12 protein-coding genes are annotated in these 12,818 nt (G+C 62.5%); 7 read left to right on the forward strand and 5 right to left on the reverse strand.

All coding sequences use genetic code 11. The features are described 5' to 3' along the window. The first annotated feature begins 1 nt into the window (after position 1). The 3 genes from AB4Z19_RS21720 (at position 2) to AB4Z19_RS21730 (ending at position 2,593) form a co-directional block, all read left to right on the forward strand. Positions 2-1,198: a heme biosynthesis protein HemY gene (locus AB4Z19_RS21720; RefSeq protein ID WP_442035961.1), complete on the forward strand. Its 1,197-nt coding sequence runs from the start codon at positions 2-4 to the stop codon at positions 1,196-1,198. An 83-nt stretch (positions 1,199-1,281) separates the two neighbouring features. Beyond that, complete coding sequence (gene ppa / locus AB4Z19_RS21725; protein ID WP_442035962.1) at positions 1,282-1,818, forward strand: inorganic diphosphatase; 537 nt, start codon at positions 1,282-1,284, stop codon at positions 1,816-1,818. 106 nt (positions 1,819-1,924) lie between these two features. Beyond that, positions 1,925-2,593, forward strand: coding sequence for a substrate-binding periplasmic protein (locus AB4Z19_RS21730; protein WP_442029081.1), 669 nt, complete (start codon positions 1,925-1,927; stop codon positions 2,591-2,593). On the opposite strand, the gene AB4Z19_RS21735 is transcribed toward AB4Z19_RS21730, so the two are convergent. Next, a complete protein-coding gene (locus tag AB4Z19_RS21735) occupies positions 2,594-3,130 on the reverse strand; it encodes a carboxymuconolactone decarboxylase family protein (protein ID WP_442029080.1) in 537 nt (178 codons plus the stop codon). 100 nt (positions 3,131-3,230) lie between these two features. On the opposite strand from AB4Z19_RS21735, the gene AB4Z19_RS21740 reads away from it, so the two are divergent. Next, the gene (locus AB4Z19_RS21740; RefSeq protein WP_442035963.1) at positions 3,231-4,136 is read left to right on the forward strand and encodes a cupin domain-containing protein; all 906 of its coding nucleotides are present in this window, start codon (positions 3,231-3,233) and stop codon (positions 4,134-4,136) included. Here AB4Z19_RS21740 and AB4Z19_RS21745 read toward each other — a convergent pair. Then, the gene (locus tag AB4Z19_RS21745; RefSeq protein ID WP_442030004.1) at positions 4,114-5,253 is read right to left on the reverse strand and encodes a GNAT family N-acetyltransferase; all 1,140 of its coding nucleotides are present in this window, start codon (positions 5,251-5,253) and stop codon (positions 4,114-4,116) included. The genes AB4Z19_RS21740 and AB4Z19_RS21745 overlap by 23 nt on opposite strands. A 144-nt stretch (positions 5,254-5,397) precedes the next feature. On the opposite strand from AB4Z19_RS21745, the gene AB4Z19_RS21750 reads away from it, so the two are divergent. Both AB4Z19_RS21750 and AB4Z19_RS21755 read left to right on the forward strand, forming a co-directional pair. Beyond that, a complete protein-coding gene (locus tag AB4Z19_RS21750; RefSeq protein ID WP_442035964.1) occupies positions 5,398-7,452 on the forward strand; it encodes an NAD(+) synthase in 2,055 nt (684 codons plus the stop codon). A 20-nt stretch (positions 7,453-7,472) separates the two neighbouring features. Then, positions 7,473-7,811 carry a P-II family nitrogen regulator gene (locus AB4Z19_RS21755; protein WP_442029243.1) on the forward strand — a complete coding sequence of 113 codons (339 nt, stop codon included), beginning with the start codon at positions 7,473-7,475 and terminating at the stop codon, positions 7,809-7,811. Between the two features lie 34 nt (positions 7,812-7,845). Here AB4Z19_RS21755 and AB4Z19_RS21760 read toward each other — a convergent pair whose 3' ends face one another. The 3 genes from AB4Z19_RS21760 to trxB form a co-directional block, all read right to left on the reverse strand. Continuing rightward, positions 7,846-8,475 (reverse strand): trimeric intracellular cation channel family protein, encoded by a 630-nt coding sequence (locus AB4Z19_RS21760; RefSeq protein WP_442029242.1) that lies wholly within the window; start codon positions 8,473-8,475, stop codon positions 7,846-7,848. A 103-nt stretch (positions 8,476-8,578) separates the two neighbouring features. After that, positions 8,579-9,277: a Smr/MutS family protein gene (locus AB4Z19_RS21765; protein ID WP_442029241.1), complete on the reverse strand. Its 699-nt coding sequence runs from the start codon at positions 9,275-9,277 to the stop codon at positions 8,579-8,581. A 7-nt stretch (positions 9,278-9,284) separates the two neighbouring features. Then, a complete protein-coding gene (gene trxB / locus AB4Z19_RS21770; RefSeq protein ID WP_442035965.1) occupies positions 9,285-10,235 on the reverse strand; it encodes a thioredoxin-disulfide reductase in 951 nt (316 codons plus the stop codon). 177 nt (positions 10,236-10,412) lie between these two features. Between trxB and AB4Z19_RS21775 the strand changes: the two genes are divergently transcribed. Then, positions 10,413-12,818: a DNA translocase FtsK gene (locus AB4Z19_RS21775; protein ID WP_442035966.1), complete on the forward strand. Its 2,406-nt coding sequence runs from the start codon at positions 10,413-10,415 to the stop codon at positions 12,816-12,818.

A 12,818-nucleotide genomic window follows, 5' to 3' on the forward strand; every position in this document is an offset into this window, starting at 1 on the left:
CATGCGCTTATTCCTCTGGTTAGTCGCCCTGATGGCCGCGGCCATCGGCATCGCCGTGACGGCCCGCTTCAATCCGGGCAATGTGGTTCTGTTTTATCCGCCGTACCGTGTCGACCTGTCGCTGAACTTCTTCGTACTGCTGGAAGTGCTGCTGTTCGTGTTGCTGTACTTCCTGGTGCGCGCTTTTGCCGCTACCACCAGCATGCCGCAGCGCGTGGCCGAGTACCGCCAGCGCAAGCGCGAACGCGATGGCAACAAGGGTCTGCGCGATGCGCTGAAAGCCCTGTTCGAAGGCCGTTTCGGCCAGGCCGAGAAGGCCGCGCTGCGTGCCGCCGAACTGCCTGAAAATGCCGGTGTGGCCGCGCTGATCGGCGCCCGCGCCGCGCACCGCATGCGTCAGAATGCGCGCCGCGATCAATGGCTGAACCGCATCGCCAACGACAATGGCATGAAGACTGCGCGTCTGATGACGTCCACCGAACTGCTGGTCGATGACCACCAGGCCGAGGCGGCACTGGAGGCCGTGCGCGAGCTGCATGAAAATGGCCAGCGCCATATCCATGCGCTGCAGCTGTCGCTGAAGGCGCACCAGCAGGCCAAGAACTGGCCGGAAGTGCTGCGTCTGGTGCGGCTGCTGGACAAGCACAAAGCCCTGCACCCGGCACTGTCCGCCCGCCTGCGCGAGCTGGCATATGACGATCTGCTGGCGAGCAGCATGCACGATGCCGAGTCGATCCAGCGCGTGTGGGCGACGATTCCGACTGCCGACCGCGTGAAGCCATACGTGGCCTGCCGCGCAGCCACCGCCCTGAACGAGCGTGGGCTGCACGACGAAGCGCGTCTGGTGTGCGAAGAAGCCCTGGCCGCGAACTGGGACGACCGCGTGGTGCGCGCCTACCGTGACGCGGCCGCGCCGGTTGGTTCCGCCGCGCTGCTGGCCCAGATCGAACATTGCGAAGCCTGGCTGCGCGACCGTCCGACCGACGCTGAACTGGCGCTCACTTTGGGCTCGCTGTGCCTGAAGCAGAAACTGTGGGGCAAGGCCCAGCGCTACCTGGAACAAGCCCTGTCCGACGCCACCGAACCGCGCATGGTGCGCGAGTCCCACCTCAAACTGGCCCAGTTGCACGAAGCCCTGTCCCAGCCAGAAGAAGCCGCCAATCACTATCGTCAGTGCGCGCTTGCGACCATCCTGTGACGTGCTGCGCCGCACAAGCGGCGCGCGCGGCGCTATAATTGCAAGGTTCTACTGACTGAATTCGCATTAACCCGAGGAAAAAAATGAGCCTGAATAAAGTACCGGCCGGCCGCGATGTGCCGAACGATTTCAACGTGATTATCGAGATCCCGATGAACGCGGACCCGATCAAGTACGAAGTGGACAAGGAATCCGGCGCCATCTTCGTGGACCGCTTTATGGGCACCGCCATGCACTATCCGTGCAACTACGGCTATGTGCCGAACACCCTGTCCGACGACGGCGATCCGGTGGACGTGCTGGTCATCACCCCGTTCCCGCTGATCCCCGGCGTGGTGGTGCGTTGCCGCGCCATCGGCGTGCTGAAGATGACCGACGAGTCCGGTCAGGACGCCAAAGTGCTGGCCGTGCCGGTCGACAAAGTGCTGCCAATCTACAAGCACTGGCAGAAGCCGGAAGACCTGCAAGACCTGCGTCTGCAGCAGATCCAGCACTTCTTCGAGCACTACAAAGACCTGGAGCCAGGCAAGTGGGTGAAAGTGGATGGCTGGTTCGGTCCGGAAGAAGCCAAGCAGGAAATCCTGAACGGCGTTGACCAGTATAAGAAGTCGAATCCGTAATCCTGCGCTCAGCAGTTCGAAAAAAGGCACCCCGGGGTGCCTTTTTTTTCGCCCAGTAACAGGCTAAGCTGGGGAAATGTCTAAATTGCTAGCTATTACAGCATTGTTGATCACTCTGCCATTACATGCGGCTGAGCCGCTTCGCCTCGGAACTCAGGAACGGCCGCCGTATGCGATTGTGCGTCCCGATGGCAGCTTCGACGGCATTGCGGTGCGCGTTGTGGAATGTGCGCTGCGCAAGATGGAGCAGCCCTACACGATGCAGGCCATGCCCTGGGCGCGCGTGCTGGCGCTGGCGGAGCGGGGCGAAATCGACGGCTTTTTTCCGGGGACGTATCTGTCGGAGCGGGCGCGCTGGACCACGGAAAGCGCGCCGATCGCGGCGCAGCGCTGGGTTTGGTATCTGCGCGCAGGCAGCACGCTCGACCCGCTGAGTGCGGAGTTCCGCCAGCGCGCCACGGTGGGGGCGCATTTTGGATCGATCCGGCTGAAGATGCTGGAGCAGGAGAACTACAAGGTTGTGCTGAGTCCGCAGACCGACAGGGCGCTGCTGCAGGCATTTGCAGCGGGTAGGGCCGATGCGATTCTCGGCTCCGATCTGGCGCTGGAAGAGGCGGTGCGGGAGCTGAAACTCGATCCGAAGGCATTCCGTATCGTGCCCTTGCGGAACACGCCGCAGCACGCCTTTTTCAATAAGCAATTTCTGGCGCGGCATCCGGGCTTCATGGACCAGTTCAATGCCCATGTGCCCGAGTGCCGCAAGGCGGTGAAGTGATTACGGAGCGGCAGGGAAGTCCACTTCTGTGTCGTTCACGCGGTTGAACAGGTTGGTGAAGTTAATGCTGGACATGGTCAGCAGAATGTCCACGATTTGCTGGTCGGTGTAGCCGACGGCTTTTACCGCGTCCACGGCAGCGGCGGACAGGGTGCCGCTGGTGGTGGTCAGGGTATGAACGAAGGTCGAGAGTGCGTCGGCCTTTGCGTCGCCGGAGGACTGGCCATGGCGTGCGGCCAGGATTTCGTCGGAGCCCAGGCCGGCTTTTTTGCCCATCATCGTATGGGCGGCCAGGCAGTAGTCACAGCCAGCGGTTTGGCTGACGGCCAGTTTGATGATTTCGCGGTCTTTGGCGGCCAAGCTGCTTTTGCCGAGGGATGCTTCCAGGGTCAGCATGGCTTGCAGGGCCAGCGGGCTGTTGTTCCCAATGACGGCGTAGGCATTAGGGACTTTGCCGACGGCTTTTTTGATGCCTGCAAACAGTTGCGCTGCGTCGCCGGTGGCTTGTTCGATGGCTTGGTTGAAGAGGCGGGACATGTTGTTCTCCTTTGAGAAGTAAGTTTCGATGGAGGAATTGTAGGCTTCGCCAATGCGACTTAGAATGACTTAAATCTTCAATAACTTGCCCAATCGTCTCATGGATGCTCTCAGCAAAATTCTGTCCCTCTACCCGCCGCAGACGGCGCTGGACGTGCGCTGCCATTTCGGCGCGCCCTGGGTGCTGGAACATCCGGCCATGGCGGCGGGGACGGCGCCATACCATTTGCTGACCAAGGGCCAAGCCTCGCTTCAGGTTGCGGGCCGGGACGATGTGCCGCTGGCGGAGGGCGATATCGTGGTATTCCCGCGCGGCGAGGCGCATCGGATTTATGGCGGACAGCTGTCCGGGGCGACACAGGGCGAGGTACGGCTGGGCGATCATCCCTTGCGGCTGGTCGAGAATGGCGGGCAAGGTGAGCCGGCGGACGTACTGTGCGGCGAGTTTCGCTTTGGCCCGGACGCGGAACCGCTGCTGCGCAGCCTGCCGCCCGTGATGGTGGTGCGGACCGCCGAGCAGCGCAATCTGCGGGCGCTGATGGATGTGCTGCAATCCGAGGCGGAATCCGAACGCCCCGGCGCCACCGCGGTACTGAGCCAGCTGGCCGCCGCGCTGTTCGCCTTGCTGCTGCGGGCCTGGATGGAGCAGCAGGAGCCAGCGCCCGGTTTGTTCGGCGTGCTGGCGGACCGGCGTCTGCATGCGGCGCTGGAAGCCATGATGCGCGCGCCCGAAGCGCCTTGGACGCTGGAGCAGCTGGCCGAGCTGTGCTTCATGTCGCGCGCTACTTTTGCCCGCTTATTCGCCAAGGCCGCAGGCATGCCGCCCGCCGAAATGCTGACGCAACTGCGCATGCAGACCGCCGCGCAATTGCTGGGCCACGAGGGCGCCACCGCCGCGCGCGTGGCAGAAGCGGTAGGCTATCAATCCGAAGCAGCCTTCAGCCGCGCCTTCTCGCGCCATCACGGCGTGGGGCCGGGAGAATTCAAGCGTCGTCTGCGGGCTTGAAGGGATTGCGGTCGTTCAGCTCACTGATGTAGTCATCGACGCCGCCGCTTTCACGGGCGAGGAAACGCTCGACGGCATCGGCGAAAGCGGGGTGGGCCAGCCAGTGGGCCGACCAGGTCTTCTGCGGCAGGAAGCCGCGCGCCATTTTGTGCTCGCCCTGGGCGCCGCCTTCGAAGGTCGCGATCTTGTTCTCGATGCAGAATTCCAGCGGCTGATAGTAGGACGTTTCGAAGTGCAGGCAGGGCACGTGCTCGATGGCGCCCCAGTAGCGGCCGTAGAGCGTGTCCTCGGTGTGAATCACCAGCGAGGAGGCGATCGGCCGGCCGCCGCGCTCGGCCACCACCAGCAGGATGTTCTGCGGCATGCTGGCGCCGATGCGCAGGAAGAAGTCCAGGTTCAGATAGGGCGAGGAGCGGTGCTCGGCGTAGGTATTGCTGTAGCAGCGATGGAAGAAGGTCCAATCGGCGTCGGTCGCATCCTTGCCGCGGATACGGCGCATGGTGACGCCGGCTTCCTGCACCTTGCGGCGTTCGGCGCGGATGTTCTTGCGTTTCTTATGCTCCAGCGAGGCCAGGAATTCGTCGAAGTTCGCATAGCCCTGATTCAGCCAATGGAATTGCACGCCGCTGCGCAGCATGAAACCGGCCTTCTCCAGCATCTCTGCCTGGTCTTCAGGCGGGTAAAGGACATGGGTGGACGACATGCCGGCCGCTTGCTGCTGCTCGCACAGATAGTCGAGCAGGGCGCCGCGGGCAGCATCGTCGCGCGCCAGCAGACGGCCGCCGGTCACCGGCGTGAACGGAATGGCAGACAGCAGCTTGGGATAGTATTCGATGCCATTGCGGTGATACGCCTCGGCCCACGCCCAGTCGAACACATACTCGCCATAAGAGTGGTGCTTGACGTAGAGCGGCATGGCTGCCACCAGCTGCTTGCCTTCGTGGACGGCCAGGTACTGCGGCTGCCAGCCGGTATCCGCGCAGGCGCTGCCGGATTCGTGCATGGCGTGCAGGAAGGCGTAGGACAGAAAAGGGTTGCCGTCTTCGGCGGCCAGCGCATCCCACGCCGCCTGGCCGACTTCCGACAGGGAGGAAATCACGCTGAATCGATAGCTCATCGGCCTATTCTAGCGAAATATTCTTTTTTGGGTCAGGCGCCAAACGCTACATGAGGCCGTGTCGCATTTGGCGCCTGACCCCAAAATGCGGTGGTGCGGAGGCAATGTTACAATCTTCGCCATCTCATAGCGGTAACTGTTCGTATGTCGCACTCTTTCCATAATCTGTACCACCATGACTTCGCCCGTGTGGCTGTTGGCGTGCCGCGCTGCCGCGTGGCCGATCCGCTGCATAACGCGGACGAGACCATCGCTCTGGCCAGGGATGCCGCCGCCCAAGGCGCCGCGCTGGTCGCTTTCCCGGAACTGGGCTTGTCGGCTTATTCCTGCGACGACCTGTTCCACCAGCGCGCGCTGCTGGACGGCGTGCTGCAGGCGCTGAACAAGGTGGTGGAGGCGTCGCAGCAGATCAACTGCGTGATGATCGTCGGCGTGCCGCTGCGCGTGGATCATCTGCTGTTCAACTGCGCAGTGGTGGTCAGCGGCGGACAGATTCGCGGCGTGGTGCCGAAGTCCTTCCTGCCGAATTACAGCGAGTTTTACGAGGCGCGCCAGTTCAGCGCGGCCGACGAGGCGATCGCCACGCAGGTTGAACTCTGCGGCCAGACGGTGCCGTTTGGCGTGAACCAGTTGTTTGAGATCGAGAATCTGCCGCTGTTCAAATTCCACGTCGAGATTTGCGAAGACGTGTGGGTGCCGATTCCGCCATCGTCGTTTGGCGCGCTGGCTGGTGCGACCGTGCTGGTGAATTTGTCGGCGTCGAACGTCGTGGTCGGAAAGGCGGATTACCGCCGCCAGCTGGTCGGCCAACAGTCCGCGCGCTGCCTAGCCGCTTACCTGTATTCGTCGGCAGGACGCGGAGAATCGACCACCGACCTGGCCTGGGATGGCCAGGCGCTGATTGCGGAGAATGGCGAAATCCTCCGCGAGTCCGAGCGTTATAGCGATGAGTCGCACCTGATCTTCGCCGACGTGGACCTGGAGCGCCTGTCGCGCGAGCGCATGCGCACCACCACCTTCGGCAAATCCGTGCGCCGCCACAAAGAGGAAGTGCAGCAGTTCCGCACCGTGCGCTTCCCGATCGAGCTGCCGACGCATCGTGTGCTGCCGCTGGAGCGCAACGTCGCACGCTTCCCTTATGTGCCGGCCAACCGCGCCCTGCGCGACCAGCGCTGCAATGAGGTCTACAACATCCAGGTGCAGGCGCTGGTGCAGCGCCTGTCCGCCAGCGGCATCAAGAAGGTCGTGATCGGCGTCAGTGGTGGACTTGATTCCGCGCATGCGCTGCTGGTATGCGCGAAGGCGATGGACCGTCTGAACCTGCCGCGCACAAATATCATCGCCGTCACCATGCCCGGGTTTGCGACCAGCAGCCGCACGCTGGAGCAGGCGAGGGCGTTGATGGCTTTCGTCGGCTGCGACGCTTCCGAGATCGATATCCGCCCAAGCTGCATCCAGATGCTGAAGGATCTGGGACACCCATACGCCGAAGGCAAAGAGCAGTACGACATCACCTTCGAGAACGTGCAGGCGGGCGAGCGCACCAACCACCTGTTCCGCCTCGCGAACCACCTGAATGGCATCGTGATCGGTACCGGCGACTTGAGCGAGCTGGCGCTGGGCTGGTGCACCTACGGCGTGGGCGATCATATGTCGCACTACAACGTGAACGCCTCCGTGCCCAAGACCCTGATTGCCCACCTGGTGCGCTGGGTCGCCGAGAGCAAGCAGTTCGGCGACGTGAATTCGAGCGTGCTGCTGGCCGTGGTGAATACCGAAATCAGCCCGGAACTGGTGCCTGGCAAAGCTGGCGATGAAGCGCCGGCCCAGATCACGCAGAACGTGATTGGCCCGTACGAGCTGCAGGACTTCAATCTGTACTACACGCTGCGCTTCGGCTTCCAGCCGTCCAAGGTGGCCTTCCTGTCCTACCACGCGTGGAAGGACCGCGAAGTGGGGCAGTGGCCGGAGGACGAGCATGTCCAGCGCAACCAGTACGAACTGAAGGACATCAAGCACAACCTGGGCATCTTCCTGAAACGCTTCTTCCAGACCAGCCAGTTCAAGCGCACTTGCGTGCCGAACGCGCCGAAGGTCGGCTCGGGCGGATCGCTGTCGCCGCGCGGCGACTGGCGCGCGCCAAGCGATTCCGAAGCCGCCGTGTGGCTGGAAAATCTCAAGACTGTGCCCGACGCCTAATCACTATAAGGAGAACCGCAATGAAGCAAATTACCGCCATCATCAAGCCATTCAAGCTGGACGAAGTGCGCGAAGCGCTGGCTGAAGTGAACGTCACCGGCCTGACCGTGACGGAAGTGAAGGGCTTCGGCCGCCAGAAAGGCCATACGGAACTGTATCGCGGCGCGGAGTATGTCGTGGACTTCCTGCCGAAAGTGAAAGTGGAAGTGGTGGTCGATGACGGCGTGGCCGAACAGGTCGTGGACGCCGTGATCAAGGCCGCCCGCACCGGCAAGATCGGCGACGGCAAGATCTTCGTGCAGAACATCGAGCAGGTGATCCGCATCCGCACCGGCGAAACCGGCCCGGACGCCGTTTAATCATGCGTGGCGGGCCGGGCGCCCGCTAGTGCGCTTAGGTGGAGCCGCGCAGCTTGAGGTCAAACTTCCAGCTGACCAGGCGCATGGCCATGATCAGCGCCGCGCTCGACCACAGCGCCACGTCATCGGACACGCTGGTGTACTGCAGCCCGATGTAGAACCAGCAGCCGAAGAAAGCGCAGATGGCGTAAGGCTTCCCGTCGCGGAAGACCATCGGCACCTCGTTGCACAGCACATCGCGCAGTACGCCGCCGAAGATGCCGGTAATCACGCCCATCATGGACGCGATAAACAGCGGCATCCCCGCCGCCAGTGCCTGGGCTACGCTCGCCACTGCGAACAGGCCGAGGCCTGCCGCATCGGCAATCACGATCAGCCGTTCGGAAACGATATGTCTTAATTGCTTGATGAAGGGCGCCGCGCACAGGGCGACCACGAAGAGCAGAATCGTATATTCCTGATGCGCCACCCAGAACAGGGGACGCTTGTCCAGCAGCACATCACGCATGGTACCGCCGCCAAATGCGGTGATGAAGGCGACGATGAAGACACCGACGATGTCCATCCGCTTGCGCCGGGCTTCAATAAACCCCGAGAACGCCCCAACCAGGATTGCCACGACCTCGATAATCGTAATGAGCGAGACGTGTGGGACGATTTTCATGCGTTGTAGTTATTGGTTGCAAATAACTACAGATTAGCATCCCACCCACAAGAGTTGCAAACACGCGCACCAAACGGGGCCGTAAATGGGGACGCAATAATATTTAGCGGACTGGAGCGAGAGCGGCGCGGAGGAGGACCATCAGGGCGCCTTCGCCGCCTTCGGCTGCGTTTGCCTGAGTGAAGGCGATGACGCCGTCGGTTTGCACCAGCCAGCTGTGGACCATGGACTTCAGCACCGGTTCGCCGCCGCGCGAGCCGAAGCCGCGGCCGTGGATGACGCATACGCAGCGGTAGTTGCGCTGCGCAGCCTTGGTGAGGAACTGGCCGATAGCGTTGCGGGCGTCGTCGCGGCGCAGGCCGTGGAGGTCGAGCTCGTCCTGCACTGGCCAGTAGCCTTTGCGCAGGCGCTTCATCACGTCGACGCCGACGCCGGGTGCGAGGTAGTTCAGTGCCGGGTCTTCTTCGATGTAGTGATCGACATCGAACTGGTCGGACAGCATGGATTCGCGCAGCACGGCGGCATCATCGGCGGCCTGCTCGGCGGCGTTCAGCGGCTTGCGCGGGCCGGATTTTGCAGCCGCAGCGCGGGCGGCATCCGAAAAAGGCGCCTTGGCAATCGGCGCCACATAGCGGTCCGACGGTTTCATTTTCTGCACGCCGCCCATCGAGGTGGCAAAGACGTTCGCCGCCGCAGCCGCCGCCTTTTCGCGCTGTACGCGCTCCTTCTCGGCGACGGCCTTGGCTTCTTCCTGTTCCTTCAGCTGCTTGCCAAAGCCTTTCAGGTCGGCGAACGACTTCATACGACGATTACTCCTGTCCTTCGAGGTAGCGCTGTGCGTCCAGTGCGGCCATGCAGCCGGTACCGGCCGAGGTGATGGCCTGGCGGTACACGTGGTCCTGCACGTCGCCGGCGGCGAACACGCCCGGTACGGAGGTGGCGGTGGCCATGCCTTCGGTGCCGGTGCGGGTTTTGATGTAGCCGTTGTGCATTTCCAGCTGGCCTTCGAAGATGCCGGTGTTCGGCTTGTGGCCGATGGCGATGAACAGGCCGTGCACGGAAACTTCGCTCAGGCCGCCGTCGTTGTGCTGGATCACGATGCCGGTCACGCCGGAGTCGTCGCCCTTCACTTCGTGCAGGTTGGAGTTCAGTTTCAGTTCGATCTTGCCTTCAGCGACCTTGGCCATCAAGCGGTCCACCAGGATAGGCTCGGCGCGGAACTTGTCGCGGCGGTGCACCAGGGTGACCTTGGTGGCGATATTGGACAGGTACAGCGCTTCCTCGACAGCGGTATTGCCGCCGCCGACCACGGCCACTTCCTGGCCACGGTAGAAGAAGCCGTCGCAGGTGGCGCAGGCGGACACGCCGCGGCCCATGAACGCTTCTTCCGACGGCAGGCCGAGGTACTGGGCCGAGGCGCCGGTGGAGATGATCAGGGTGTCGCAGGTGTACTCGCCGCTGTCGCCGATCAGGCGGATTGGCTTTTCATTCAGCTTGGTGGTGTGGATGTGATCGAACACGATTTCGGTTTTGAAGCGCTCGGCGTGCTGCAGGAAGCGCTGCATCAGGTCCGGACCTTGCACGCCCAGCGGGTCAGCCGGCCAGTTTTCCACGTCGGTGGTGGTCATCAGCTGGCCGCCTTGCTCAACGCCGGTGATCAGAACCGGGTTCAGGTTCGCTCGCGCCGCATAAATGGCAGCGGAGTAGCCGGCTGGGCCGGAGCCAAGGATCAGTACGCGGGCGTGTTTGGTAGTGGTCATGGGAAGCTTCTTCAAATAAGTTGGATGCACTGTACATTGGGGCAGGGTGCCTCAGCGCAACCCCCGCCCGCGGAAACAGGAATTATAAGCGAAGCATTGATTTCACATGAATTGAGAGGGCTTTTCCACCCTGTATGCCTTAGAATAAGCGCAATATGGAAAAAATTCCTCGAAGCAATGAGTAAAGCCAGTCAAGCGACGACCAAAGAAGGTTACAAGCGCAATCCGGTCGAACGCCAGCCGCTCCCGAACCGGCTGGTGCGGCTGTTGTCAGAGGCGAAATTCTTCGCCCTGCTGGTCGTCTGCGTGTATTTCATCCTGATTCTGGCCAGTTATAACCGGGTCGATCCGGGCTGGTCGCACAATACCAATGTCGCCAAGGTGATGAACCTGGGCGGCCGCGGCGGCGCCTGGTTGTCCGACCTGATGTTGTTTATTTTCGGTTTTTCGGCCTGGTGGTGGTGCATGTATATGCTGCGCTTCGTGTGGCAGGGCTACCGCCGGCTGACACATAAATTCGTGCTGGAGACGGAACCCGACCCGGAACACCGCCAGGAAGGCCTGATCCGCGTGATCGGCTTCGCCTTCCTGCTGTGCGGCTCCATGGGCCTGGAATACCTGCGCATGTACACCATGAAGGTGCAACTGCCGCGCGCACCGGGTGGCGTGCTGGGTGAGCTGATCGGCCACTCGGCCCACGTTGGACTGGGCTTCACCGGCGCTACGCTGGTATTGCTGCTCCTGTTCGGCACCGGTTTCAGCCTGTTCTTCCACGTATCGTGGATGACGGTGGCGGAGCGCATCGGCTATGGCATCGAGCTGGCCCTGGACTGGGTCAAGGCGCGCATGGAGATGCGCGAAGACCGCCGCCAGGGCGAGGCCGCCATGGTCAAGCGCGAGGAAGTGGTGGTCAAGGAGCGCGTGAAGCACGAGGAGAAGCATCCGCGCCCGGCGCCGGTCGCGCCAAGCGTGCCGGGTGCGCCGGAAGCGCCGCCGCCGCCACTGGTCAAGATCGAGCCTCAAGTCACCCAGGTGGTGCAGTCCGAGCGCGTGATCAAGGAGAAGCAGGGCACGCTGTTCAGCGAAATCGAGAATACCGACCTGCCGCCGCTGTCGCTGCTGGATGACGCGCCGCCGCAACAGGAAACCGTGGCGGTCGAGACACTGGAATTCACCAGCCGCCTGATCGAGAAGAAGCTGTCCGACTTTGGCGTGGAAGCCAAGGTGGTGGCGGCGTATCCGGGTCCGGTAGTGACGCGCTACGAGATCGAGCCGGCAACGGGCGTGAAGGGCAGCCAGATCGTGAACCTGGCGCGCGATCTGGCACGTTCGCTGTCGCTGACGTCGATCCGCGTGGTCGAGACCATCCCCGGCAAGAATTACATGGCGCTGGAGCTGCCGAATCCGAAGCGTCAGATCGTGCGCCTGACCGAGATTCTGGGCTCCAAAGTTTATAACGACAACTCTTCGCCGCTGACCGTGGCGCTGGGCAAGGACATCGCCGGCAAGCCGGTGGTGGCTGATCTGGCCAAGATGCCGCACCTGCTGGTGGCGGGTACCACCGGTTCCGGTAAGTCCGTTGGTATTAATGCCACGATCCTGTCGCTGCTGTACAAGGCCGATCCGCACGATGTGCGCATGATCCTGATCGACCCGAAGATGCTGGAGATGTCGGTGTACGAAGGCATCCCGCACTTGCTGGCGCCGGTGGTGACCGATATGCGCCAGGCTGGCCACGCGCTGAACTGGGCGGTGAACGAGATGGAGCGCCGCTACAAGCTGATGTCCAAGCTGGGCGTGCGTAACCTGGCCGGCTATAACGCCAAGATCGCGGAAGCGGCCAAGCGCGAAGAAAAGATCCCGAATCCATTCTCGATCACGCCGGATTCGCCGGAGCCACTGGAGAAACTGCCAACCATCGTCATCATCATCGACGAATTGGCCGACCTGATGATGGTGGTCGGTAAGAAGGTGGAAGAGCTGATCGCCCGTATCGCCCAGAAAGCCCGTGCGGCCGGCCTACACTTGATTCTGGCGACGCAGCGCCCATCTGTAGACGTGATTACGGGCCTGATCAAGGCCAACATTCCGACCCGTATTGCCTTCCAGGTATCGTCCAAGATTGACTCGCGTACCATTCTGGACCAGATGGGCGCGGAGGCGCTGCTGGGTATGGGCGACATGCTGTACATGCCGCCCGGTACCGGCCTGCCGATCCGCGTGCACGGAGCTTTCGTGTCGGACGATGAAGTGCACCGCGTGGTGAAGCACCTGAAAGAGCAGGGCGAACCGAATTATATCGATGGCATCCTCGAAGGCGGCACGCTGGAAGAGGGCGGCGACGGCGCAATGGCAGGCGGTGGCGGTGAGGGGGGCGGCGAGTCCGACCCGATGTACGACCAGGCCGTGCAGGTGGTACTCAAGCACCGCAAGGCGTCGATCTCGCTGGTGCAGCGCCACCTGCGCATCGGCTACAACCGCGCAGCGCGCCTGCTGGAACAGATGGAAAACAGCGGCGTGGTATCGGCCATGCAGTCGAACGGCAACCGCGAAATCATCGCGCCGACGGCGTCCGCGGAATAA

It is taken from the genome of Pseudoduganella sp. RAF19 (assembly GCF_052114165.1).
Classification (GTDB): Bacteria; Pseudomonadota; Gammaproteobacteria; order Burkholderiales; family Burkholderiaceae_D; genus Rugamonas.